Origin of the sequence: Fibrobacter sp. UWB10, assembly GCF_900182935.1 — a bacterium.
GTDB classification, from domain to species: Bacteria; Fibrobacterota; Fibrobacteria; order Fibrobacterales; family Fibrobacteraceae; genus Fibrobacter; species Fibrobacter succinogenes_O.
Window position 1 is genome coordinate 190,649 of the sequence record NZ_FXUE01000002.1, and the last position, 25,818, is coordinate 216,466.

General features: G+C 49.9%; 23 protein-coding genes. 18 read left to right on the top strand and 5 right to left on the bottom strand.

Going from position 1 to position 25,818, the window contains the following annotated elements; translation table 11 throughout:
- Positions 1–115 precede the first annotated feature (115 nt).
- Together ung and QOL41_RS05410 are read right to left on the bottom strand one after the other, a co-directional pair.
- Positions 116–793, bottom strand: coding sequence for a uracil-DNA glycosylase (ung, locus tag QOL41_RS05405; RefSeq protein WP_163415143.1), 678 nt, complete (start codon positions 791–793; stop codon positions 116–118).
- Between the two features lie 7 nt (positions 794–800).
- Entirely contained in the window at positions 801–2,096 is a 1,296-nt protein-coding gene (locus QOL41_RS05410; protein WP_283428924.1) for a THUMP-like domain-containing protein, read from the bottom strand.
- 43 nt (positions 2,097–2,139) lie between these two features.
- Between QOL41_RS05410 and QOL41_RS05415 the strand changes: the two genes are divergently transcribed.
- From QOL41_RS05415 to hisB, 10 genes are all read left to right on the top strand, one after another.
- Positions 2,140–3,141: a metallophosphoesterase gene (locus QOL41_RS05415; protein WP_283428925.1), complete on the top strand. Its 1,002-nt coding sequence runs from the start codon at positions 2,140–2,142 to the stop codon at positions 3,139–3,141.
- Positions 3,138–5,189, top strand: coding sequence for a cytochrome c biogenesis protein (locus tag QOL41_RS05420; protein WP_283428926.1), 2,052 nt, complete (start codon positions 3,138–3,140; stop codon positions 5,187–5,189). Before QOL41_RS05415 ends, QOL41_RS05420 begins: the two co-directional genes overlap by 4 nt.
- Positions 5,190–5,206: 17 nt before the next feature.
- Positions 5,207–6,514, top strand: coding sequence for a deoxyguanosinetriphosphate triphosphohydrolase (locus QOL41_RS05425; protein ID WP_173653358.1), 1,308 nt, complete (start codon positions 5,207–5,209; stop codon positions 6,512–6,514).
- A 6-nt stretch (positions 6,515–6,520) separates the two neighbouring features.
- Positions 6,521–7,174: an HAD family hydrolase gene (locus QOL41_RS05430; RefSeq protein ID WP_283428927.1), complete on the top strand. Its 654-nt coding sequence runs from the start codon at positions 6,521–6,523 to the stop codon at positions 7,172–7,174.
- 173 nt (positions 7,175–7,347) lie between these two features.
- Positions 7,348–8,460: a hypothetical protein gene (locus tag QOL41_RS05435; protein WP_283428928.1), complete on the top strand. Its 1,113-nt coding sequence runs from the start codon at positions 7,348–7,350 to the stop codon at positions 8,458–8,460.
- A 131-nt stretch (positions 8,461–8,591) separates the two neighbouring features.
- The gene (locus QOL41_RS05440) at positions 8,592–9,404 is read left to right on the top strand and encodes a PDZ domain-containing protein (protein ID WP_283428929.1); all 813 of its coding nucleotides are present in this window, start codon (positions 8,592–8,594) and stop codon (positions 9,402–9,404) included.
- 273 nt (positions 9,405–9,677) lie between these two features.
- The gene (locus tag QOL41_RS05445) at positions 9,678–12,104 is read left to right on the top strand and encodes a putative LPS assembly protein LptD (RefSeq protein ID WP_283428930.1); all 2,427 of its coding nucleotides are present in this window, start codon (positions 9,678–9,680) and stop codon (positions 12,102–12,104) included.
- 65 nt (positions 12,105–12,169) lie between these two features.
- Positions 12,170–12,742 (top strand): Maf family protein, encoded by a 573-nt coding sequence (locus QOL41_RS05450; RefSeq protein WP_173653355.1) that lies wholly within the window; start codon positions 12,170–12,172, stop codon positions 12,740–12,742.
- Positions 12,742–13,728: a helix-turn-helix domain-containing protein gene (locus tag QOL41_RS05455; RefSeq protein WP_283428931.1), complete on the top strand. Its 987-nt coding sequence runs from the start codon at positions 12,742–12,744 to the stop codon at positions 13,726–13,728. The genes QOL41_RS05450 and QOL41_RS05455 overlap by 1 nt, the downstream gene beginning before the upstream one ends.
- A 9-nt stretch (positions 13,729–13,737) precedes the next feature.
- Entirely contained in the window at positions 13,738–14,322 is a 585-nt protein-coding gene (gene hisB, locus QOL41_RS05460; protein ID WP_283428932.1) for an imidazoleglycerol-phosphate dehydratase HisB, read from the top strand.
- Positions 14,323–14,402: 80 nt separating this feature from the next.
- Here the strand turns inward: hisB and QOL41_RS05465 are convergent, their stop codons facing one another.
- Positions 14,403–16,013: an FISUMP domain-containing protein gene (locus QOL41_RS05465; protein WP_283428933.1), complete on the bottom strand. Its 1,611-nt coding sequence runs from the start codon at positions 16,011–16,013 to the stop codon at positions 14,403–14,405.
- 26 nt (positions 16,014–16,039) lie between these two features.
- Positions 16,040–16,630 carry a hypothetical protein gene (locus tag QOL41_RS05470; RefSeq protein ID WP_283428934.1) on the bottom strand — a complete coding sequence of 197 codons (591 nt, stop codon included), beginning with the start codon at positions 16,628–16,630 and terminating at the stop codon, positions 16,040–16,042.
- Between the two features lie 91 nt (positions 16,631–16,721).
- Between QOL41_RS05470 and QOL41_RS05475 the strand changes: the two genes are divergently transcribed.
- From QOL41_RS05475 to QOL41_RS05510, 8 genes are all read left to right on the top strand, one after another.
- On the top strand, positions 16,722–17,024 hold the full coding sequence (locus tag QOL41_RS05475; RefSeq protein WP_072977299.1) for a type B 50S ribosomal protein L31: 303 nt from the start codon (positions 16,722–16,724) through the stop codon (positions 17,022–17,024).
- A 60-nt stretch (positions 17,025–17,084) separates the two neighbouring features.
- Positions 17,085–17,948 carry a hypothetical protein gene (locus tag QOL41_RS05480; protein ID WP_283428935.1) on the top strand — a complete coding sequence of 288 codons (864 nt, stop codon included), beginning with the start codon at positions 17,085–17,087 and terminating at the stop codon, positions 17,946–17,948.
- Between the two features lie 157 nt (positions 17,949–18,105).
- Positions 18,106–19,656 (top strand): glycosyl hydrolase 53 family protein, encoded by a 1,551-nt coding sequence (locus tag QOL41_RS05485; protein ID WP_283428936.1) that lies wholly within the window; start codon positions 18,106–18,108, stop codon positions 19,654–19,656.
- Between the two features lie 36 nt (positions 19,657–19,692).
- Positions 19,693–19,947 carry a chorismate mutase gene (locus QOL41_RS05490; protein WP_283428937.1) on the top strand — a complete coding sequence of 85 codons (255 nt, stop codon included), beginning with the start codon at positions 19,693–19,695 and terminating at the stop codon, positions 19,945–19,947.
- On the top strand, positions 19,947–21,089 hold the full coding sequence (locus QOL41_RS05495) for a prephenate dehydrogenase/arogenate dehydrogenase family protein (RefSeq protein ID WP_283428938.1): 1,143 nt from the start codon (positions 19,947–19,949) through the stop codon (positions 21,087–21,089). Before QOL41_RS05490 ends, QOL41_RS05495 begins: the two co-directional genes overlap by 1 nt.
- Positions 21,089–22,465, top strand: coding sequence for a carboxyvinyltransferase (locus QOL41_RS05500; RefSeq protein ID WP_283428939.1), 1,377 nt, complete (start codon positions 21,089–21,091; stop codon positions 22,463–22,465). Before QOL41_RS05495 ends, QOL41_RS05500 begins: the two co-directional genes overlap by 1 nt.
- On the top strand, positions 22,465–23,361 hold the full coding sequence (locus tag QOL41_RS05505; protein WP_283428940.1) for an NAD(+)/NADH kinase: 897 nt from the start codon (positions 22,465–22,467) through the stop codon (positions 23,359–23,361). Before QOL41_RS05500 ends, QOL41_RS05505 begins: the two co-directional genes overlap by 1 nt.
- Before the next feature lie 38 nt (positions 23,362–23,399).
- Positions 23,400–24,251 carry a hypothetical protein gene (locus QOL41_RS05510; RefSeq protein WP_283428941.1) on the top strand — a complete coding sequence of 284 codons (852 nt, stop codon included), beginning with the start codon at positions 23,400–23,402 and terminating at the stop codon, positions 24,249–24,251.
- A gap of 44 nt (positions 24,252–24,295) precedes the next feature.
- Here QOL41_RS05510 and ffh read toward each other — a convergent pair whose 3' ends face one another.
- A complete protein-coding gene (gene ffh, locus QOL41_RS05515) occupies positions 24,296–25,660 on the bottom strand; it encodes a signal recognition particle protein (RefSeq protein ID WP_283428942.1) in 1,365 nt (454 codons plus the stop codon).
- Positions 25,661–25,818: the final 158 nt, after the last annotated feature.

The following is a 25,818-nucleotide window of genomic DNA, read 5'->3' on the forward strand; positions in this document are numbered from 1 at the left end:
AATATAGAAAATACTAGACGCTGGAAATGTGTAATGTGTGGTGTGTAATGTGTGATGTGTAATGTGAAATTAAAATTTACATTTTGATATTCATCTCACACTTCACATCTCACACCTACTTGATGCTCCAGTCGATGGGTTCGAGGCCCTTGCTTTTGAGGTATTCGTTTGCCTTGCTGAAATGCTTGCATCCGAAGAAGCCTCGGTAGGCTGAAAGTGGGCTCGGGTGCGGTGCGGTCAAGATCAGGTGACCACGATTCTTGGCGACGAGTTCTTGCTTTTTGATGGCGAAGCTGCCCCACAAAAGGAATACCAGGTTTTCGCGCGTTTCGGACAATCGCTTGATAATGGTGTCGGTGAATTGTTGCCAACCGATTCCGGCGTGGCTTGCTGCCATGTGGGCGCGAACCGTGAGCGATGCGTTCAGCAGAAGAATTCCTTGGTGAGCCCAACTTTCGAGGTTTCCGTGCGGGGGCGGGTTAATGCCCAAGTCATCGTGGAGTTCCTGGAAAATGTTGATGAGCGAAGGCGGCGGCTGAATGCCCATGGGCACAGAGAAACAAAGTCCGTGAGCCTGGCCCGGATTGTGGTAAGGGTCTTGCCCGATAATGACGGCCTTGACTTTATCTACAGGGCAAAAATCCAGGGCCGCAAAAATCTGGGATCCCGGCGGATACACCACATGGTGTTCTGCTTTTTCTTGCAAAAGCTTTTCTTTAATCTGCTTAAAATAGGGCTGCTCGAATTGGTCTGCGAGCAGGTTGAGCCAAGATTCTTCGAGTTTAACGGACATGCTGTTGTCATGCCCGCGGAAGCGGGCATCTCCTTGTTAGAATTGCGATTTTTTCGCCATAGGCGCGGGTGTAGAAAAGGATTGCGGATTCTTTGCCCTTGGGCTTTAAACGCTTGATTTCGGCGTCTGGGTCGAGTTTTACGCCGCGGAGTTTGAGCGTAATCTTGCCGATGCCATGTTCCTTGAGCATATTGCGGACGGCGCCCGTTGCAATTTCGGCGTGGGCGAGCACTTTGTAGCTGGCAAATTCGGGAGCCGGAAGGGGTAATTCGCTTGCTACGTAGGCAATGCCTTCAGAAATCAGGTGGGCACTTGGGTCGCAGGCGAGGGCCGCTTGGTTAAAGAGGTGGCTTCGAATAAGGACTGGCGCCGGTTCCGAGATGTATTGGCTGATCTCGCCGAGAGGAAGGTCGCTTTTGCTGGTCGCAGTGCGGTAAGTGCGGTCTTTGCCTTCGAGGCTGTCGTTTTTGTCCAATTTTTCTTGAAGGTCGTCGTCCAGAGTTTCTGTTGAACGGTCGCGCTTACGGCTCCATTCGGCAAGTGTTTCGCCAGATTTGTCGACAATGATTGCGCGTACGGTGTCTGGATTCTTGGCGAGGGCGCCGAACAGCACGAGGCATTCGCGGCAGTCGCTGTGTCCGCCTAAATAAAGAATCTCGCTGCCGTCGGGGATTTCTGCCGGCGGGTATCCGGGCGGAAGCTTGGCCATGCCGCCTTTGTAATGCTTGCTGATTTCAACGACTTCTTCGAGCGTGGGCGTCAGATTGCGCAAATCACGCTGGTTTTCGCCTTCGAGGGCGCGGCGGGCTGGGTCGATGGTGAAGTAATCTGCCGCGTTTTCGACCGAGCGCACGTCGCGGCACTGGGTGTCAACAGATTTCCCGAGGGCCTGCATGTTGTAGCGGTACATGGCAAGGCGGTCTCCGTCGAGGTCGAAGCCGGTAACCTTTAGGGTTTCGGGCAAGAAAAGGCTATCGCCGCCCATGCCGCAGCAAAGGTCGCTTACAGTGCCTTCGGTTGGCCAAAGTTTAGCTTTCCAGCGACCGATATCTTTCGCGGTGCTCTGCTCTAGGGCAAGGCGGTCACAAAGCAGAAATTTGCCTTTGCCGCTTTTGTCTTCAAAGAATTTTTCACGGTACTTGGGCACAAGTGCCATGTAATCCATAATGGCGGAGCGTTCTTCGTTGCTGTAGCCCTCTTTGGCAAGGCGTGTCGAAACCTGCAAAGCGTCTAGCCGCTTAGAAAAGGCTTCTTCAATAAAGCCTTGAATCTTAGCCGAGGTGAGCAGGTCCCAGAAATTCATGTTTGCAAAGATACCTTTTTTAAATTTAGTTATATTGCAAGGCATGAATAATTCCCTTGATTTTATCGGCGATGTTCACGGACACTGCGATGAACTCCGCGCCTTGTTGCAAAAGCTAGGTTATGTGGAGTCTGCAGGTGCGTTCCGGTATCCGGGCGGTGAACGGTCGGTGGTATTCTTGGGGGATTTCGTAGACCGCGGGCCCAATGCGCGCGAATCGTTGAATCTGGTGCGCGCCATGCGCGATGCCGGGTCGGCAATTGCGTTAATGGGAAACCATGAATTTAACATGCTTTCATTCTGGCAAAAGAATGGGGCTGGTGGCGGTCATTTCTTGCATCGCTTTAAAGACGGCTTTTTGCGCGAACACAGCTTTAACAAGATTGCAATCCATTCGCGGACGGTTACCTCTTTCGTGGGGCACAAACAAGAGTTTCTAGAAGCTCTTGAATTTGTGAAAACGTTGCCGGTTTACTTGGAAACAGAATCTTTTAGGGCGCAACACGCTTGTTTTGATGTCGATGCAGTTGCTGCGTTAAAGCGCGAAGGCATTACTTGCTTTGCCGATGGCAATTTCGACGAACTCATTGCCCGTGCAAATGATGAAGATTTTGAATACGAAGATAGCCTTTTTGTGCCCATGAGCACGCTTTTGAAGGGCCCGGAAATGCCTTTGCCCGAAGGCGAGCATTTTACCGATGCCGAAGGCGTTCGCCGTATTAAGACTCGTATTGCTTGGTGGCTGGACCCCACTAAGGCGAGTTTTCAGGAATTGTGCTTTCAACCGGGTGTTTCGATGGATGTTAAAGCCGATGTATTGCCGTCGGTACGTGCTCGAAAATTTTACGGCGAAAATGAACGCCCCGTTTTCTTTGGGCATTATTGGTTGACGGGTCTCCCGAAATTGATTCGCGATAATGTGTGCTGTCTAGATTTTAGTGTTGCCGGTTACCGCGGAGACGGCCGATTGGTGGCGTACCGCTTTGATGGCGAACAGAAATTGGATGAAAGAAAATTTGTGTGGGTCGAGGCCTCTACTCGATGAAAAAACTCTCGTCTCTAAAATTTACGGTCGTTCTGTTAATCGCATTTTTGCTGCTAACCTTTTGGGGCGTACTTGCCCAAGTGAATGCCGAATCTGCGGGGTTGCCCGCATCGGTTGCGGTAGACCGTTTTTTTGGCAGCTATTTCATTTGGATTTTAGGTGTGATTCCGTTGCCGGCATTTAAAGGCCTTGCGGTGTTGGCGGCAGTGAATGTACTTGCCTCGCTTATGTTCCGCATGCCTCGCGGATTAAAAAATGTAGGCCTATGGGTGATTCATATTGCTTTATTGGTCTTGCTTGTAGGCGGTGTTGTCGAAAGCGAAATCAAACGGGAATACAACGGGTATCGCGATGTGTCAATTGCCAATGCGACAGTTTCTTATTTCGCCGTCGATGATAGCTTGAGAGTGACTCCAGTTGAAGTCGATGAAAATGAATATGTCTACTCGGTCCATTATCACGGCAGGGTAGATGATGTGATGGGAACGTCGGTGGATTTGTACAAGGCAACCTACGATCCCTTGCGTTTTGTGCCTTATGCGTTTATGGTGCTGTTCCTTTTGGGAGCGTTTATTCACTATGTAGTCAAAATTCGCTGTAAACAAAAAGCTCAAACATCGTCTGTTGTTAAAGCTTTGCCATTTGTCTTGATGCTTGCGGCTTTGCCGGTGGATTCTCATGCCTCTGCACGCCCCATCCCGATTTGGGAAGCTTTGCATTCGGACACCCCGGTTTTGGTAGAATCTTCAGTGCGTCCGTTTGATTCTTTTGCGCGAGGTTTCCTTGATAATTTGAGCGGTCGCGTGAAGTACAAAAAGATTGCTGCAGCCGATGTGGTGCGCCATATTTTGGTTTCTCCTGAATCGGCTAGACATTACGAAATTTTTAAGGTGCTTCGCAATGAAGTGTTGGTGATTCTACATTTGCCGCAAGAAAAACGCTATGTGAGCTATGCGGAACTCGCTCCGTTAAAAGATGTCCTTAAGCTTTATGCATCTCGTAACGATGACTTGGCGGCGACTGCAGAAATGCGTCGACTTTATTCGAATTTGCTACTGTACGAATCTGTGGCAGACCATTCGGCATTTTCAATTGTCACGAAATATTCCTTGACGCATTCCGATGTGAATCCTCATCGCCTAAAGGCCGAAGTTTTATACCATTGGCTGAATCTGGCCTTGTTTGCCTTTGTGGCGGCAATGCTTGCCGGTCTTTTGGCTTCGTTGAATGTGGCGTTTCGGTCTTTAAAGCTTGATACTGTTGCCAATGTTTTCTGCATTGTGACGGCCGTTATATTGACAGCCTTGTTTGCAATGCGTAGCTATGTCGCAGCCCGTCCGCCAATGTCGAGCTTGTATGAGGTCGTAATGTTGGTGGCGCTGCTGTTAATGTGTTTTGAATCGGGTGCATTTGTGTTCTGCAAACGCCGTAGCTATACCTTGATGATTCCGATAACTTTAATGGCGGCCGCACTCCTGTTTTTTGCCAAGTTTATCTTGGAACCGGGCGATACGTTCCAGCCCATTTCTGCTGTGCTGAATTCGTCGGTATTTTTGACGGTTCACGTGTTTACGATTGCGCTTGGCTTTGCGGGAATGATTTTGTCGGGGGTGGTTGCGCATTTGGTTCTGTACCGTGGTGCGAAAGCGACGCCTCTTTATACGTTGATGTATGCGTCGCTTGTTTTTGGTGCCGTATTTACGGTTCTGGGAACGCTCCTCGGTGGCGTTTGGGCTGATTTTGCCTGGGGCCGTTTTTGGGGCTTTGATCCGAAGGAATGCGGTGCGCTATTTGTGATTCTATGGGCTATGCTTGCCCTCCATTTGCGGGCGGGTAAATTGGTGTCGTTGCGTGGTTTTGCAATCATAAATTGCTTTAATGTGATTGTCACGTTCCTTTGCTGGTTCGGCGTGAACCTGCTTGGCGTAGGCTTGCACAGTTACGGATTCCAAAGTAATTCCGTCATTTGGCTTGTCGCGTTTATAGTGGTAGATTTGATTATGATAGCCCTGCTTACGTATCGCCTTCGCCGAATTTTCGCCTACTAATTATCTATATTTAGTTCATGCTTCAATGGGATACTTTGCTTTCTGCGACGCGCTACGGGCACCCTGCTGATTTGGACCCGAACCGTTCCGATTTCCATCGCGATTACGACCGCATTGTTTTTTCGACGGCTTTTAGACGCCTTGGTCGCAAGACTCAGGTGCACCCGTTCTCGGTGAACGATCACGTGCATAGCCGCTTGACTCACAGTATCGAAGTTTCGAGCGTGGGCCGCAGCCTTGCCATTACGGTGTACCACCTGATAAAAAAGTATCTGCCCAAGTATATTAACGAATACCATTTTGGAACCATCGTGCAGTCTGCATGCTTGGCTCACGATATCGGCAACCCGCCTTTTGGCCATGCGGGCGAAGCTGCTATTCGTGAATGGTTCCGCAAGAACCGCAATTCCGCTCCGCTCCGTGATTTGAGCGAAACTGAAATTGCCGACTTTGAAAATTTTGATGGCAATGCACAAGGTCACCGCATTTTGAGCAAGCTGGAATACCACTTTTTGGATGGTGGCATGCGCTTGACTTACGCAACTTTGGGCGCCATGATTAAGTATCCGCAACTTGCCAAGTTCGGTTCTCCGACAAGCTTGTTCGCGACCGAAGCTGACCTTTACCGCGTTACGGCATACACGCTCGGCATTCCCGAAGTGGAAACGGGCAAGTGGGTGCGTCACCCGCTGGTGTACTTGATGGAAGCTGCCGACGATATTTGTTACAGCATTTTGGATGTGGAAGACGCCATTGAACTTGGCATTTTGAGCTACGGCGATGTGCGTGGTATGTTCAGCTACTTGTGTGGCCCCGATGTGGACATTGACCGCGAATTCCAGGAAAACGGCCAGAACTTCCGCGACTTCTTGAGCAGCGTGCGTGGTCGCGCTATCCAGAACTTGATTGACGATGTGGCCGTAACCTTCGTGAACCATTACGAAGAAATCATGGCAGGGGAGCGAGTCAAGCATTTGACGAATCTTTCCCGTTCCGACGTAATGGAAGGTATCCGCATTGCAAAGCGCTTGGGTGTGGAACGCATTTACCCTGACCGCCGTAAGACCGAACTTGAAGTCGGTAGCTACACGACGCTTGCCACGGTGCTTGATGCCTTTATCAACGGCGTTTACGACTTCCGCTTGAATGGCAACAATTCTTACCGCGCCGACCGCATTGTGCGACTTATCGGCCAGGCAAAAATTGGCCAGAGCGTGACGGTGGCAGAAGCTTACCACCAGGTGCTCGACTTTGTGAGCGGCATGACGGATAACTACGCCACCTACCTTGCTCGCCAAATTGGCGGCCTTGCCATGGGATACTAAGCCCGTATGGTTTGGCTGTTCGATTACGATTTGACTCTATACGGAACCGAGGAACGGTGTGTCATCAATTCGCTGGACCACCGGATTTCTCTGTTTGTGCAAAAAACAGTCGGCGGTGATTTTGAGTCGGCGCATAAGATTCGTACTGATTATTTGGAACGGTTCGGAACGACGCTTGCAGGCTTGATGGCCATGAACAATACGGATCCCGACGATTTCTTCGATTTTATCCATGTGCCGGATTTTTTGATTTACCCCAAGAAAGCGCCCGAAAAGTTGGCCTTATTGCAAAGCTTGAAAGGTCCGCGATTCGTGTTTACGAACGGTCGTCACGACTGGAGCGAGGCGGGTATGGCTCACATGGGGATTGATTCGGCCATCGATGGCGTGTTTGACTTGAAACAGCTTGACTGGGTCGGTAAACCGCACGACAGCGCCTACGTGAAAATGGAAAAGTGGCTTGCCGAAAAGCTTGCTGGTATGGGCATCGCTTATCCCGAAAATCCAAAGGAAATCGTGCTGCTCGAAGATTCTCTCCGCAATCTGGAGCCGGCGCATCGCCGCGGCTGGACAACGATTTTTGTGAATCCGACTACAGATACCCCCAATTGGGTGGATTACCATATTCCGCATCTGATGGATTTGGCAAAGATTTTTTAATTAATGCCACACGGATTGTACTAAAGTACTAAATGCTAGACTCGGAAATAGGCTTGTAAACAATCCTACTTCACTCGTCTTACGCATTTATTGGATTTTGCTAACGCAAAATCTGTTCTATAAAAGATGTGGTAATGGATGTCTGAATACTCTTTTTTGTATTTTATATGTGTATGAAAATTTCTGCCTTTTTAGCTGTGTTTTGCCTTTTGGCGGTGTCGTTTGCTCAAGCGATGCCTGAACCTGCGAAGCGTAATAGCTTTAACAATATGACTGTTACGACGGAGTATTCGGAACTTTTGAAAGAAAAGAATGCCCGTAACGATTCGCTTTTGCCGGCCCTCGATGGCGACAAGGCCTTTGCCGAAGTGCTTCGTCTGAATCCGAACTTTTGGAGCTTGGGCGGTGAACTTAAAAAAGAAGAATCCCTGGTGACAAAGCTTAATGCGAAGGTCATTTTCATTGACGGTATTCGCGAAGATCCGTTCTGCGAATTGGACAAGAATGCGGGCAGCAATGCCGGCGAATGGAATGTGCGCATTGGCGTAGACTTTGTTTCGGGCGGTTCCAATACGGTGCATATTCACGTGCAACAGTGCTTGGACTATGTGCGCGATCAGTTGGGCTATGCAATCAAGAAGGGCGACAAGATTGTATTTGTTCCGCCCAAGAAGGTTCTCGATAAAATCAAGGAAAGCGAAATTCCTGACGCCATTGATATCGACTTGCAGCAGACGCTTTTGAAGGCCCACGAAGACGTGAACCTGACCGGCAAATGCCCGAAAGATATCGAAGCCTACATTATTTTGATGAATGTTTATGAACAAGTTAAAAGTCAGAAAATGGACTACGTGGTTATTAATGACCAGTTGAACAAGAAACGTAATGGTGCTGGTCGCGTGCAGAGCTGCGCCTTTAGCCGTGAATGGAACAAGCGTTACCACGAAAGTGCAAGTTTTGAATGCGATATCGATAACGACCGCTGCACTTACCGCCAAGAAAACGACGGCAATTCCGACTGGTCCATCAATTACGACAAAGACCGCTTTGAATACATCAATAAAAAATTCCTGTTCTTTAACAGGAATCCGAAAAGCATTCATAAGGGCGGCACCATGCTCGACCTTCGTCTGCTCCGCCTTTCGACGAACTTGTGGCTCGAAGCCTATTTGAACCTGAAGGGCGACCCCGTGACTCTCGGCTTGATTATCGTTCCTGGTGGCGACAAATCAATCGAAGATTACGACGACGGCAGCGAAGAAAACGACGGTACAATGTTCGAATAGAGGTGTATTTTAGCGTTTTTTGCAACATTTGGCTCCAATGAGACTGATTTTAGAAGAATCTAGACGAATGGAGTTGCCGAAACGATTAAATAATATATATTTAGAGCGGATAGATTTTCAAGGAGAATTTCATGAACAAGTTTATCAAGGCTTCTCTTATTGCAGCAATGCTTGCTGCTCCGATTATGGCCGATGAAGAATTCGGCGGTATTGGTGTGACCATTTATCAGATTCGCGACGGTGTCAAGGTGGCCGAAGTTATTCCGGGTACCCCTGCTGCCGAAACCAAGCTCCAGGCCGGTGACGTGATTACCGCTGTCGACGGTGTGAGCCTGAAGGGCAACGACATCGAAGCTTCCAAGTCCATGCTTCGCGGTCAAGTGAACAAGCCGCTCGAAATCACCTACGTGAGCGAAGGCGAAACTTATACGGCTACAATCCGCCGCGCCCAGATTACCGTGAAGGATCTGGAAAGCTCTAAGGTTGAATCTTGGTACAACAAGGCTGAATTCAACGCTCAGGAACTTGAAACCTTCGCAAGCGCAACCGAAGACAACAGTAAACAGCTGGTGGCCGTGCTCCAACAGGGTTCGCTGGTCGCTTCTGACGCCAAGGTGAAGGCCACGAACTTGAACGGCATTTATGTGGAACGCGTAAAGGAATTTGCCCCGAGCCCCAAGGTGAATGCTAATGTCAAGCCGGCTTCGGCAACGCTCAAGGGCTTTAGCCGCAAGGCCATTAGCTTTGACCTTAAGTCTGCAGGTACCGCTCACATCACGATCTTGAATTCTGATGGTGCTGAAGTGGCAAGCCTCCGTGCCGACAATGCTCAGCCGGGCTTCAACACTCTCCGTTGGAATGGCGAAAACGTTCCGAGCGGTCGTTACCTTGTTCGTATTGACCACAACGGCTCTGTCTCTGGCAAGAACGCCGTGCTGAAGTAATAAACACTTGATTAATGATTTATAGAAATTCTCTGAGTGCATCAGAGAATTTTTTTTTGTATAAAATAAGATTCTTGCTTGTGAAACAAAGCGTCGGCCAAGGAAGGGGAGGGTGCAGGGAGGGGACCGTGCGGCCTTCGCAACTCTGAGCTAGGTCCCCTCCCGCATAATATTTGAATTTAAATGAAAAAGAAGTGAGTCTTAGGGAGTGAAACTTCCTATATTTGCCCCAACGTGATTTTATCTAGAACCCATCATCTTCTGTGGGCTTTTTTGGCATTATGGATTTTTGCCATCGCCGCTCCGACCGCCTTCGGTCAGGAGATGACTCGCTTTGAACTTGAAGAACGCGAGCAGGTCGAAGAAGATACGACCGAAGTGGACTGGATGAACGACACGACTGGTGTCGATACGATTGAATACCACGCCGTAGACTTGGTTTACGATGTCGATAAATCGACTTTCAACTTGAACAATAGTGCCCAGCTCAAGTACCGTACCGCGACTTTGGATGCCGACACGATTTTGTTCGATCAGGAAAACAGCATTTTGGCGGCAACTGGCGAACCGGTTCTTCGCGAAACCAAGAACCCATCGCTTTCGGGTATGCGGCTTAAGTACAACATGAAAAGCCGTATTGGTGAAATCTATTACGCGACTACGTATCAGGATAACCAACAGCTGAACGGTATGGAAGTGCGTCGCTTGCCTGACCAGCGAATTCAGATTGCTCGTGGTGACTTTAGTACCTGTAATGATTCTACGCACCAGCACTTCTATTTTTACGGACGACGCATGGTGGTAAAGCCCAAGGAAACGATTACCGCACGGCCGGTGGTGTTGAATATTGCCGATGTGCCGGTGGCGGTGCTCCCGATGATTGTGGCTCCTTTAAAGAGCGGACGTAAGTCAGGTTTGTTAACGCCTAAGTTCGGTGGCGACCAGAAGCAGGGGTATTACATGAGTAACCTCGGCTTTTATTACGCCGCAAATGACTACTGGGATGCAACCATCAAAGGTGACATTATCGAAGGTGATGAAGCCCGTTTTGAACGCTCGACTTTGACTGGTGAAGTCCGTTATAAAAAGCGTTACGTGCTTGATGGAAACGTGTCGTACAAGGCGTACCTCGAAGAATTCGATTTCGGAAACAGTGGCTACGATATTCGCTTTACGCATAACCAGAACTTGACTCCAGACGGAAAGCAGACTTTGAGTGGTTCGGGCTCGTTCGTTTCTAGCCAGAGCATTCGTAAAGATAAGGCACTCGATGCCGAAACGATTTTGGACCAACAGGCAAACGCTCAGTTGACTTATTCAGGACGCTTTGGAACGAACAAGAGCTTGACAATTAAAGCTCGCCAGAACCATAACTTGGTGACTGACATGATGGAACGTGAAATTCCTGACATTCAGTACCGCATGAACGGACAGCTCTTTAATTTCGAAGTGGGTGAAGACGAAGAAGCGTACGAAGACGGCTCATTCGTGAGCTACTTGGAAAAGTTCAACTACAACTTTAACAACCGCTTTAATTACTACACCAAGCGCGCCCGCGATACTGTGAACGCAGTAGATACGACCGCAGAGTATGTAGGTTACACAGGCTCGTTCTCTTTGGATTATTCGGGCTCGCTGTTCGATGTCATCAACATTACGCCGCGCGCATCGTTTACTGGATATTGGACTGGAACGGGTTGGATTAACCCTGAAGATTCGCTCAAATACCGCAAGCGTTACATGAGCCTTGACCCGGAGCACGATGAATATGGTCAAGTGGCGTACAACCACAATTACAGTATTACTGCCGATACCAAGTTGTATGGTATTTGGGTGCCTGAAATCGGTCGCTTTACGGGTGTAAGGCATGTGCTTTCGCCGAGTGTTTCTTATACGTATGCACCAGAAATCGATACCGTGAAAAAGTTCGCAGCGCATCCGTTGCTGGGACAGAACCCTTACCAAATTGAACAGAAAACATTTGGCTTTGGTTTGAGCAATGACTTTGATATCAAGTATTTGAAGGTGGTGGGGCATGCTGCCGATACGACCAAGGGTGACACGGCGAAGGCGGTGGAAGACCAGTATGGTACGCGTCGTTTGCTGACAACTCGCCACAGCATGTCTTATAACTTTGCTGCTGATTCTTTGCAGTTCTCGGATATTACGTCTTCGTTCGGATTCCAGATTTTGCCGGATTACCTGTTTACAATCAATACGCGTCACAGCGTTTACCACAAGTTTACTGAAGACCCGCACAAGATTCAATTCCCGGAACTCACTTACTGGGGTTATGACTTTTCCAAGCGCTTTAGCTGGAGCGGTGAATTTAACGCAGGCTTGCCGTCGCAACTGGGTAAGTACGAAATGCTCAAGTGGACCTTCGGGCTCGATTATAGCTATAGCTTTAGCAGTACCCGAGTGGCGCGCGACTTGTTCCAGGATCGTGTAACGCACTCTACTGGAATCAGTGCAACTTTGCAGCCCACCAAGAATTGGGAAATGACTTACAGTACGCGTTACAATTACAACGAAGGTCGATTCGTAACGCATAGCTTTACTTTTAACCGTGTGTTGCATTGCTGGCAGCTAGACTTTAGCTGGACGCCGACTGGTCCTGCCGCGGGCTGGAGTTTCTCGATTTACGTGAGAGATTTGCCGGACATCAAGCTTAATGCGGGCAGCACGGAGACGAATTAACAGTGTGTAGTGTGAAGTGTGTAATGAGTAATGAGCAATGAGTAGTGTGGAATGAGAGGTGAGAGATGGGAAAAACGAAAGTGATTTTGGCGAGTGGGTCGCCCAGACGCAGAGAAATTCTGCAACTGATAGGCGTAGATTTTGAGGTGGTGGTTTCGAACGAAGAAGAAAAGCCGACTGCCAAGGACCCGCTTGAGTTCCCGAAAGAAAATGCTTCGATCAAGGCGCTTGCCGTTTCGCGCAAGATGCCGTCGGAAATTGTCCTCGGGTTTGACACGCTTGTGTTCTTGGATGGTAAGCCTTTGGGCAAGCCGCATAGTGAAGCGGAAGCTCTTGAAATGCTTACAAACCTTAACGGAAGGTCGCACAAAGTAATAACCGGTGTGGCGATTGCCCATGGCGGACAAATTATTAAAGCGGAATGCGAAGAAACAGAGGTTGTTTTTAGAGACTGTTCTAAACAAGAGCTCGAAAATTATGTAAATTCTAAAGACCCGATGGATAAGGCTGGCGCCTATGGGATTCAGACCGCAGGAGCGAGACTTATCAAGGAAATTCGGGGTTGTTATTACAACGTTGTGGGGCTGCCCGTTGCACGAATGCTCCAAATGTTAAGAGAGTTGAAGGTAGAGGTATAATGTCGAATCCGACTGAAGAAATGCGTCCCGAAGAAAAGTTGGGCGAGTTTATTGCAAGAGTCCGCGTGAGTCGCGGAATGAAGCTTGAAGAACTTTCTGATAAGATCAAGCTTAATGTGACGCATGTCAAGTCTATTGAAGCGAGCGATTGGAAGGCTTTCCCGGTGGCCGCCTATGTGCGTGGTTATTTACGCTCCATCAGCCAAATCCTTAATTTGAATGCCGACGAGGTGCTTAAGGCTTACAGTGCCGAAAGTGGTGCCCCGCGCAAGAATGATTTTGAAGACGTTTCTCGCGAAACGAAGCTTGTTCCCCTCAAGGAAGGTGAAATCAAGAAGAAGAGCATGGCAGTGCCTGTCGTGATTGTGCTTCTCGTACTGGCATTCCTAGTCGCGTCTCATTTCTTGGATGTGGAATCCCTTTCTCAAAAGCAGGCTAACGAACAACAGCCGGCAGAAAATGTTCCGGCCGCTGTCGAAGATTCTATGACTCAGGAAATTCCGGATGGTGCCGAAGCCGTGCCGGCCGATTCTATGGCAACAGCCGCTGCGGCCAAGGATTCGTCTGCTGAAAAGGCTGCTGCCAATGCAACAGTAAGCCAGGCTGTGGTTGATTCGGCTGTCAAGAAGTCTGATCTGCCCGCTTCTGCAACGATTTTCATTTCGTCTGATTCCAAGAAGGAAACCGTTGCTGAAGAAGCTCCGAAAACAAGCAAGACGAATTTTGTTTTGGTCGGTTCTGGCGAAGCCCTTTCTTGGGTTGGCCTGAAGCGTCGTGAAAATTCGGATGCCTTCCTTAAAGAAGCTAATATTTCTAGAGCTGGCGTTCGCATGGTTTACAACACGAATGATACTTTGTGCGTAACTATCGGCGATCCGGTCGCTATTGCCAAGATGCTTCTGAACGGTGTCGAAACTCCGCTTCCGGAAATGAAGTTTGGCCGCGTGACACGTTTCCGCGTGTACGGTGGCAAAATCGTAAAGTAAAGGTTCAATATGCGTAGCACGAATATCTCTCGCAAGACAGGCGAAACCGATATTACCCTCTCTCTGAATCTTGATGATTCTACTCCGGGTAAGATTAGTTCCGGTAATGGCTTCTTGGACCACATGCTTAATTTGTTCCAAGTCCACGGTGGAATCCACCTGGATTTGACTTGCGTGGGAGATGTCCATGTCGATATGCACCATAGCATGGAAGACATTGCGATTGTGCTTGGTCAGGCTTTGGTCGAATGCCTTGGCGACAAGAAGGGTATCGAACGTTACGGATTCTACTTTGTGCCGATGGACGAGGCTTTGAGCCGCGTGTGCATTGACTTTAGCAACCGCATTGGTTTTGTGTGGAACGTGAAACTCCCGGCTGCTATGGCTGGCGGTATCGAAGCGAGCATGTTCGAACACTTCTTCAAGAGCCTGTGCGAAAATGCCCGCATGAACCTGCATGTGGAACTGTTCTACGGTAACGACAACCATCATTGCCTGGAATCGATTTTCAAGGCTTTTGCCCGCGCCGTGGCTATGGCTATTGCCCCGAGCCGTACGGTGAAGGGTATTCCAAGCAGCAAGGGCGTGCTTTAATCCCTCGCTGGAAAATCTGGTTTAAAAAAAACGCTCCTGATTCCAGGAGCGTTTTTCATATTTAGAACTTGTCGTACTTGCTAGTTTTTGATGCAACGGACATGGGCATCGAAATCTTTTACGGAACGGCCTATAGCTTCGAACGTAACGCCTGTTTCCTCTGATATAGGAGTTGCCCAGAATTGGTAGGAGTGGTATCCGCTGATGCTTCCAGAGTATTGGATGCTAGATGCAAATACTGCGCCTATGCCGAATTCTCCGGTTGAATAGTATTTTGCCTTATAATAGGGGAAGATGCTGAAACCATAAGTGTCGTACCCCCAGAAACTGACGGAGTCTTGGGCTCCGTTGATGCGTCTGAACGATTTCCTAGCAACCAAATTATGGGGGAATTCGTTCCCGCGGGCGCTTTTTGCAAATGCGATCAAGGTATTCCATTCCGTGGAGTCAGGAATATGCCAACCATTGGGACAAACGCCCTGTGCGGGCAAATTGACGCCGTAATAGTGTACCGTGATGGTCGGCTTGCTTATTTCGAGCATTTGCGTAAAGAAGTATTGCCTTCCGTACAGGTCGCAGTTTTCTTCTAAGTCGTCTTGGCAGTATCCGCCGAAATTTCCGTCATAGTTCAGGTTTTCTGCCATCCAAGTCTGTTCGCCGATTTTGACCGTTCTGTAGAAGTGTTCGTCTCGTTCATCAATCAATAAGCCGTAATCGATTCTCTCTTTCATGTCGTCCCAGAAGGGCTTGTAATAGATGTTGCTGCTGTCAATCACTTCGCCTTCGCCTTTAATGCAGCGGACAGAGTATCCGTTTCGCTTGTCTTTGGTGGGGGAATGGTATGTTTTTCCGGCAATAATGGCGAACACGTCTGCGGTAGAGTAAGAAATATCGCTGGCAGCCCAGAAACCAGCAATGTTAAGGCTGTCGGTAAAAGTGGGTGTGCGCCAGTCCATATATCCTGAACCGACGGCGAAGAATCCTATATCGTTCGTGCCTTCGGTATTATTTTCCCAACCGTAGGGAGCGCGCAGCTTTTCGTAGGCGTTAGTGTTGCCGCTTAATTTTTGCAGGGCCTCGAAATCTTTTGTGGTGGGCAGGTGCCAGCCTTCGGGACAAATCCCTTGAACAGGGGCGTCTGGCCGCTTGCGCCAAAGGCGTTCCGTATTATACTTTTCATCGACATTCATGGCGCCACTCCAAGTGTAGAGGGCTCCGTATTCGGGACACCTTTCGTCGTGGTTGTTATAGCACCAGTCGTTGATATGGTTCAACGAATCGAATCCCTTGCGGTAGCGCAAATTTTCGGCCATCCAGACTTGCTTGCCGATGGTGATGTACTTGTAGGACTGGGAATCTCTTGCGTCGATAAAACTCGGTAGCGAATCGAAATTGATGACGATGCGTTCGCTGCTAGAAGACTGTAGCTCTTCAGACGACGATACCGGCTCTTCAGAAGATGATACGGGTGCTTCTGATGACGAACTCAGTTCTTCTGACGAAGATTCCGGGATGGGTTCCGACGATGAATAGGTTGGCGTCACTTCGTCAGAGGATGATTCTATAGCATCTTCTGAAGACGAAGAAATTTCTTGATTGTCCGGCTCCGAGATATTGTCTTGCACGATAGTGTTATCGCTGGTGCAAGCGAATAAAATAGACAATAAGGGTAAAAGGTATATCTTTTTCATGTTCTCTCCTTCAAATTTTTTGCGCGTTAGAGCTTAGGAACGCGGACCTTGTCTCCTGCATTTAAATGCTCTAGCATAACGCCGGCGTTTACGGATTGTAAGGCCGAAAGTACGTAGAAGCGGGGGAGACCTTGGACTCCGGCGCCGTAGGTGCGCTTTAACAGCTTGAACAGGTCGTCGCCGTCGTTTGCGGTAACGGTCTTGTAAAGGCTAGCGTTGCTGGGGTCGGACTGCAACTTGGAAAGGGCGGTCGCGAACTTGTCGGCGAAGAGTTCTGCAGAATTGTCGGTTTTGGTGGGCGCCTGTTTTGCCCCCGCGGACTTGCCTGTGTGGTTCGCCTTCGGAGTAGCGTCCTTTTTGCCTGTGACGGAGCCCGGAAGTTTGAAAATCGGGGCGTCGAACACGTTCATGTTGATTTTGGCTTCGGCGTCTGCGCCCTTTTTAATGGGTTCCAGGGCCAAAATAGAGTCCAGCGAGGCGATGTAGGCGCTGTCGGGCCACTCGGTAAGGGGCATTTTTTGGTCAGTTACGATGATTTTTGCCATGGGAGTTTCGTTCCCGCAGGCCATAAAAAGCGAAGGGATAATTGTAAAAAATGCCACAGAAATTCTATTCATGTTCCCAAAAATACTATTTCCCTTGCCAAAATGGCGAAATTCTTCTAAATTTAGGCTCTCAAAATCTAACTACTTCATAGGAAGTTTAAAAATGAAAGAAGGTATCCACCCTAACTATCAACCGGTCGTGTTCGTCGATGCGAATACGGGTAAAGAATACATCACCCGCTCCACGAAGTCTTCCGCCGAAAAGAAGACTATCGATGGTGTTGAATATAGCGTAATTTCTCTCGAAATTACGGCTGATACCCATCCGTTCTGGACGGGTAAGCAGCATCGCGTGGATACGGCTGGCCGTATCGACCGCTTCAACAAGCGTTTCGCTGGCAACATCACTGGTGCAAAGCGTAAGACCCGCAAGGCTGCTCCTGCCAAGGCTGAAGACGCTGAATAATTACAGATAAATGAATGGCTCCCTTCGTAAAAGAGGGGGCCTTTCTTCAAAAGGATTCAAATGAAAAAGCAACTCTTTATTGGTGCAGCCGCTCTCGTGGCTATGGCTATGACCGGTTGCCAGAAGACTGGCACTATCGAAGGTGTCGTCCTCGATCCGTTTACTGGCAAGGCTATTGAAATGCCGACCGTTTGGATGGATTCTACCATCTTCGGTACGCAGAACCCGAAGTACCCCTACAAGGGCGAACTTCAGCAGGGTAAGTTCAAGTTTGAAAAGGTTCCCGTTGGCGAATACCTGATCAAGGCCCGTCGTTCCAAGTACATTCTCGGCCAGCAGAAGATTGCTACCGACGAAAAGAACCCGAACCTTTCTGTGACTTTGTACGAATACAGCGACCAGATCAAGCCGGGTCTCTACAAGAGCGGTACGACCGAAGGTCCTGAAAAGATTGATAACCAGTGGGTTGTCTATTCTACAAGCTGCAGCGAATCCGTTGCCGGTTACCGTTTGACCATGCCGATTGCTACCGATGCCGCCAAGGTTCCGGGCAAGAAGGACAAAAAGAAGAAGAAGAAGGCCGACAAGGGCGCTGCCAAGGTTTCTAGCCTCCCGGCTCCGTTGGCTGTGGACGCTGCACTCAACGTGTTCTACGTGAATGCTAGCTCCGTGACTTCTCCGCTGGTCGTGACCTCCTACCCGGCTGTGGAAGGCAAGGTGGCTGACCATTCCGACTGCCAGGGCTTCGGCGCCGACGAAAAGACGGGTCTCTTTGTAGACAAGTCCAAGGGCACGACTCTGAACGTGGAATACAAGGCCGAAAACCTGTTCCAGGTGACTGGCAATCTTCCGTCTGGCAAGCAGATTCTTCAGCTCGCCCAGGATGGCAAGACCCTGCAGACCTACTACTTCATGGTTAAGTAATTTTACGGCATAGGGCTTAGCCCTGTCTGTTGAATTTAGCGAAAGGCTCCGCAATGCGGGGCCTTTTGCTGTATGTGGAGCTGTTTTTTGCCGCGCATGGCCTAGTGTAAAGAATTCGTTTGTTGATTTTTCGGGGCATTTTGTATAGATTAGGAGCATGGGAATTCGATTGGGAAAATTTGGTCTAGCCTCTTTTACGACGTTATTTGCGCTTGTCGTGAATGGTTGCGATAACGGCTCTAACAATGCTGCGGAATATGACTACGAAGTCATAGATAATGAACGCGATTCATCTGCGGTAACTGTTCTCGATACGATTTATGATACCATTCAAATGCCACCGTTTGATGAGGTCTTAGTTTATCCGCCCCAAGGCGGGGATACGCTTGCTTACCTGAGTTCTTCTACAGCGGATACTCCGAATTCATCGGCACTTGAGGTGGATCCGGGTGCTTCTTCTGGCATGGAACCGCCACACTCTTCGTCGTCGGAAATGTCTTCGGGCGTTATATTGCCGAATTCGTCTTCGTCGGGAATCGTTCCTGATTTATCTTCGGACTCGAGGCCGCTACGTTCCTCGTCTTCTAAGATAGAACCTCCTCCGGAATCTTCTTCTAGAATGGTGCCACCCTCTTCTTCGAGCAAGGGGCCGGTGCTTGACTTTAGCTTCTATAACGGTGCGGACATTTCGACGGTGCAGGAATACGAGCGCTGGGGTGCCAAATTCTACGATGTGGATGGCACCGAGAAAGATGTCTTTACGCTCCTGAAAGATCACGGGTTTAATGCGATTCGTTTGAAGACTTTTGTGAGTCCGAAGGCTCAGTATGGTTATGCCGCGTCGGGCTGCGATCACGATGCCGAAGCTTACGCCGACAAGGACCATATTATTGCGTATGCGAAAAAGATTAAGGCTGCTGGCATGGCCTTCTTGCTGGACATTCATTACAGCGACAACTGGGCGGATCCTGGCAAGCAGATTATTCCGAGTCGCTGGCGCAGCGTGACAAGTTCCGATGCGATGGCGGATTCTGTATACAATTACACTTACGACTTGATTAATTCGCTTAAGCAAGTGAATGCGACGCCAGAGATGGTGCAAATCGGTAACGAAACCACGCCGGGCATTTTGATTCATGTGCCGAACAGCAAAACAGACTGCTGGGGCAACGGGGTAGACAAGGCATCTACTGCAATCAATGGTGATATGGGTACAAGTGCCGGCAAGGCTAATGCGGGCAAGTACTTTAAGGCGGGTATTCGCGCTGTCAAGGCGGTGTCGCAAGACATCAAGACTGTGCTCCACATCGAAAGCATCCGCAAGACAAGTACGGTCGATTGGTGGATGAATGAAATCTTCAAGAACCAGAAGGTTCCTGCCGACGTGATGGGATTTTCGGCGTATACCGCTTACGGTGATGACAAACCGGACAAGTGGAATAGTTTGTTCAGAAACTTGATTTCGACTTATCCGAATTTGGAATTCATTGTGGCCGAATACAACGGCGGCGAATCGGATAATACATATTCTTACGATGGCTCGCGCAAGAAGGCTGTAGATATGGTTCGCGGGCTAGACCGCTGGATTGGCGCCTTTTTCTGGGAACCCACTTTGAGCGGGGCCTGGGGACCGTCTCTATTTGATTGGGATGGCCCGGATTTAAGGGCGAATAAGAAGGCTTTTGACGAGTACAAGGTGGAGTTTTAAGCGACACCAAGGAGCCATTTTTCTAAATTCAACACTATGAATATTGAAGACTGGCGCAACCGTATTGATGAACTGAATGATGAACTGATTGCCCTTTTGAACAAGAGGGCAAGTTATGCGACTGAAATCGGAAAAATCAAGAAAGAAAAGGGTCTCCCTGTTTTCGATGCCAGTAGGGAAGATGCCGTTCTCGAAAAAGTTTCGTCCCTGACAAAGGGCCCGCTTTCGCCGGAATCCATCAAGAATATTTTCCGCGTCATTATGCAAGAAACCCGAAAGGTGGAGGAGTAATGCGCTTTACTTTTGTTGGCTTTGGACTTTTGGCAAGTTCGGTAGCCGCTGCCATTAAACAGGCAAAGTTGCCGACGGTGGTACGTGCGGTGAGTAGCCCTGCAACGCTTGCTCGTGCAAAGGAACTGGGGCTTGCCGATGAATTTTTCGGCTACGATGAAATCAAGGACTGGGTTCCCGGTTCCGATGTGATTTTGCTTTGCGCCCCGATTCTCCATATTTTAAAGACGATTGAAAACTTGTCTCAGATGGATTTGTCGCTGCTGGATGCACGAAAGCAGATTCTAGTGAGCGATATCGGATCGACTAAGGTGGAAATTTGCAAGGCGGGTGCCAAGCTCCCGAAGCCGTTTGTGTTTGTGGGCAGCCACCCGATGGCGGGTTCCGAAAAGCGTACGCTTGAATATAACGATCCCTCGATTTTTGAAAATGCATACTGGTTTGTATGCCCGCCAGAAGGCATAGACGAATCGGTGTACAAGCCGCTCTTGAACTTGATTTCGTTTGTGGGCGCAAATGCCGTGGTGTTTCCGCCGGAACATCATGACCGCACCATGGCTTGGGTGTCGCACATGCCGCAGATGCTTTCGTCGACGTTGGCGGCGAGTATGCCGGAACGCTTGGTAAAGCCCAACTACCAGCATTACGCTGGCCGCGCCTTTAGAGACATGACGCGCATTGCCGCCTCTGGCTGGAACATGTGGCACGATATCGCCGTCACCAACCGCGATCAGACCGTGCTTGCGCTTAAAGAAGTGCGCGCCGGAATCGACAAAACGGTGGAAGCCATGGAAAGCCTGAAGGTGGTTTGCGAAGGCAAGCCCGCGGGCGATGATTGCTCTGCTGCGTTGGAGACTGTTTTCAAGGCCGGTAACGATGGCCGTGCAAGCTTGTTTGCACCGGGTCGCAATGCCGCAGCTGCCTTCTCTGAAATTACGGTGCCCCTGAAAGATGTTCCGGGTGCGCTGTTGCAGGTGCTGCAACCCCTTGCCGACAACAATTTGAACATTCGCGATATTGAACTGATGAAAGTCCGCGAAAATATTGCAGGCACTTTGCTGCTTGCGTTTAAGACCCCTGAAGAGGCCCGCCGTGCCATGCAGATTCTCTTGCAGCTTGGTTACGACGTAAAGGAACGCTAATGGAATTTGTTTTAAACCCCGACCGCGAACGCATGGAGCTTGCGCTGGTGATGGCGCTGCTCGTGAATGGTCGTACCGTTTTTGAAGATTTCTCTTTTGCCGCAGGTGTAGAACCTTTTGCCGAGGCCCTCAAGGAATTTGGCCTGAATTATATGCAGCAAGGTCACCAGTTGGTGCTGGAAGGCAAGGGCTTTCAGTATGCGCTCCCGAGCATGCTCCCGATGGATTTGGGCGAATCGCGCTGCGTGATGCTTTGGACGCTTGCTTCTAAGGATGTCGAGCAGATTTATACCTTTGCCGCCGAAAATGACGAAGCGGGAATTGCAAAGGTCGCACACGCCAAGGAACTTTTGCAGAAGTATTTCAAGGTAAAGCCTGTCGACGATGAACCGGCGAAGTTTACGTTTACCTTTGCGCCCGAAGAAGTGGCAATTAAAAAGGATTCGCTCGGCAACGTAGCGACCGTGATGCGTAACCGCTTGCTTTTGCGTACGCTTATTCGCGGCGAATACCTGTCCTTCGAAGAAAAGGGCTCGGTACACGACCAGTGGACTAAAATGCTCATGTACTTTGGCGTGAATGTCAAGTACGAAAGCCGTGGCATGGAACAGTTGACCGAACTGGAACGTCGCATGATGATTGCGCGCGGCCAGAAGGTGGAACGTTCGCAGTTTACCGAAATTTCGGAAACCCAAGTGATTACGGGCCGCGACTACTACATTCCGGGTGATGCGACTGAAGCGATGGCTTTTGTCTTGCTCACGACGATTGCGGGCATTCCGAAGAATACCGAAGTCTGCCTCAAGAATGTGGATTTGAACAGTTCCCGCGCGGGCGCTCTCACTTGCCTTAAGCGCATGGGCGGTAATTTCGAAACCGTAAGCCGTCGCGAACGCTTTGGCGATGTCTATGGCGATATCATGGTGTATCCGCTTGCTTCGGGAAAGCGCTTGCAGGGTAGGCGCTTTTCGGAAGATACGATGGCGACCGGAATCGAAGAATTCCCGTTCTTGGCGGTGGCCGCTTGCTTTGCCGAAGGCGAAACAATTTTGCGCATTCCCAAGGAATTGCGTGCCGAAATGCGCCCGATTAACGAGGCTCTGGCCGAAAACTTGCGTAAGACGGGTGCCGAGGTTGGCGTTTATGACGACGGCCTTGTGATTCGCGGGCTTGAAACGATTGTGAACGGTAGCGATTTTGACGGCGGAGACGTGCCTCAGAATGGTCTTGCGCTTTCGGTGCTTTCGATTGCACTTGAAAACGACGAGCCTGTGGCCAATTCTGAACTTGTTGAAAGCACTTACCCAGGTGTCTTGCAGAAGCTTGAACAGCTTTTGGAAATGGCAACGGCAAAGCCTGAAACGGAGGTGTCGTAGTGAACAAGGTCAAAAAATTCCAATTCCGCACGATTGGTATCGTGGGCTGGAAGGACAAAAATCCGGATTTGGCGCTTGCGCTCGACGTGATTTCGAAATGGGCGGTTGAGCATCCGCAGGTGACATTCTGCGTGCTGAATAACCTGAAAGATTTGGTGCGCAAGCCCATCAAGATTGTCAAGGAAAGCGAACTTTGCAAGTCCGACTTGTTGCTTGCTATTGGCGGCGACGGCACTGTGCTTTCGGCGGCGCACATGGCGCTCGGGCACGACACGCCCATTCTGGGCGTGAACGCGGGTCGTGTGGGTTTCTTGGCTGAGACTCGTGTTGAAGGCCTTTCGCAGACTTTGGATAGCTTGCTTGCTGGCGACTTTTCGACCCGCGAGCGCATGATGATTGACGCGGTAGTTTACCACGGTAAAAAGCAGATTGCCAAGCAGACGGTGCTAAACGAGGTGCACGTTCGTGCGCACGCGCCCGAGCGCATGGTGAATGTGAGCGTGACTTACAACGGAACTGCTCTGACCGATTACTGGGCCGATTCCGTGCTCGTTTCGACTCCAACAGGCTCTACCGCCTACAATCTGGCGGCTGGTGGCCCTATCATTCACCCGGCTACGCCTGCGGTGGTGCTGACTCCGGTGGCGGCGAGCAGCCTTTCGGTGCGTCCGCTGGTGCTTTCGCTTTCGTCCAAGAAACTCCAGATGAAATCTGCAGTCGATGGACCGCTGGACTTGGTATTTGATGGCCGTACCACGGTTGTCTTGAAACCGAATGATGTGCTGACTCTTGCCGAAAGCAAGTCGGTGACGACATTTATTCGCTTGCGCCATACGGGATTTGTGGGCGCGCTTCGCGAAAAGCTTGGTTGGACGGGAAAACCGAGGCAGGTTTAAACTAATGAACAATGAAAAATGAGTAATGAGAAATGAAAATGAAGGTAAATAAAATCACATTTGCTTTTGCGTGTTTCCTCTGCATGAGTTTTTTGTTGTTTGCAGGTTGCGCGGGTAGCCAGGGTGGCGATGATGCTTCGGGCGATGCGAGCATGAAGGACGCTCCATGTCAGGAATGCGGAACTCGTGGCGATATCGAACTCAAAATTTCAAACGAAAAATTCTACCGCGAATGGAACAAGAAGGCTTATAGCCGCATGGATTCTTCGGCGGTCTGGGGCGTTTTCCCGGCGCTTTCGGTCAAGGCCGATCGCCCCGAAAAATGCAAGTTCTGCCACAGTTACAGTGCAGACGCCTTGGATTTTGACTTGGCCCGCGTTGAAGATTCCTTGATGGTCAAGGCGTTCCCCAAGATGCGTCGCGAACTCATGCTCCCGGGCATGCGCCTGCCGGATGCTGATTCTGCCTACGTTGATAGCCTTTCCAAGTTGCTTTTGAATTCGGTTTTTGCCGACGGTAAAAAGTTGAGCGATATGAGCCCGTGGCTTGAACGCGACGGAGTAGAGCAGGATATTTCCCGTGAACTTTCGAAGGATTTCAAGAACTTGCTGAATGCATTAGCTAGCCGCTACGAATTGCGTTACCTTTCGATTCCGGTGGTGCTGAATGTGCGCATGGATCCCGATTTGGGTAAAAATGGCGGCTTCACTTGGCAGACGCTCTGGACGCTGTGGGACGCCCGCTACGGGGAGCTTGTGTTCCTGGTGTATTCGGAATTTACCGCTGCGACTACGAGCCGCGTGGCGCCCGAAAAAGAATGGGCGGAACCTTTCGCGTCCCGCCTCTGGAAAATGCTTTCGACTGATTTAAGCAAGCTCGAAAATCACTAAAGCGTTTTATTAAAGCAAAAGCCCGGTTTGACCGGGCTTTACTTTTATTTTTTCTTCTTTTTCTTCTTGTCCTTAGGCGGCGTGTAGTTGGAACCTACGGCGCCGCCATTGTTTTGCTTGCGGGCCATGTCGCCGACCTTCTTGAACATTTCCTTCATGGTTTCGTACTGCTTGAGCACAGCGTTCACGCGACCGATTTCAGTGCCGGAACCCTTGGCTACGCGAGCCTTGCGGCTACCGTCCAAAATGTCGGGCTTCTTGCGTTCCTTCGGGGTCATGGAGCTGAGCACGGCTTCCACGTAAACCAGTTCCTTTTCGTCAATCTGGTCAATCGGGAGCTTGTTCAGGCCAGGAATCAGGCTCAGAATGTCCTTGATACGGCCGAGCTTCTTGATGGTGCGCAGCTGGTTCAAGAAATCGTTCAGGTCGAAGGTGTTATTGAGAATCTTTTTCTTCAGGTCCTTCGCGTCTTTTTCGTCGATAACCTGCTGGGCCTTTTCCACGAGGCTGACCACGTCGCCCATGCCGAGGATTCGGCTGGCCATACGGTCGGGGTGGAACAGTTCAATTTCGGGGAGCTTTTCGCCGACACCGATAAAGCAGATAGGCACACCCGTCATCTTCTTGATGCTGAGCGCTGCACCGCCACGGGTGTCACCGTCCATCTTCGAAAGGCAAACGCCCGTAAAGTTCAGACGGTTCCAGAAGGTTTCTGCCACATTCACCGCTTCTTGACCGATCATGGCGTCGGCCACGAACAGAATTTCGTCCGGGTGAACGGCGTCGCGGGCTTTTTCCAGTTCCTGCATCAACTCTTCGTCGATCTGCAAGCGGCCTGCGGTATCGTAAATCACTAAGTCAAAGCCGTTGTCCTTGGCGTACTGGTAACCGTGCTTGATGATTTCCACCGGATTGCCCTGGCCTTCGTCGTAAACGGGAATGCCAATCGACTTGCCGAGCACCTGCAACTGCTTGATAGCGGCGGGGCGGTACACGTCGGCGGCAACCAAGAGCGGCTTGCGCTTCTTTTTGCTGCGCATCCAGAGGGCGATTTTGCCAGCGAAGGTCGTCTTACCGGAACCCTGCAGACCGACCATCATAATGCCGACTGGAGCCGGACCAGAAAGGTTGATTTCCTTGGTTTCGCCACCCATCACGGCCACGAGTTCGTCGTGGATGATTTTCACAATCTGCTGACCGGGAGTCACCGAGGAAAGCACTTCGGAGCCCATGGCCTTTTCTTTAACGGCCTTAACGAAGTCGCGGGTCACGTTGAAGTTCACGTCGGCTTCGAGGAATGCACGGCGTACTTCGCGCAGTGATTCGGCGACGTTTTCTTCGGTGAGCTTGCCCTGCCCGCGCAGGTTCTTGAGAGTAGATTCTAGAGAGTCAGTCAGCTGTGAAAACATAGTGGGTCAAATATAGTAATTTCTTGCTTGGACTTTGAATTTGAGGTAAGCCGTTTGCTCACGATAAAATGAACTTGTTATAGAAAAAAACTATCAATTGCCATGAAAAAATAGTATTGGACGTAAACCTCCGTAAAATCTAATATTGAGCCCGATTT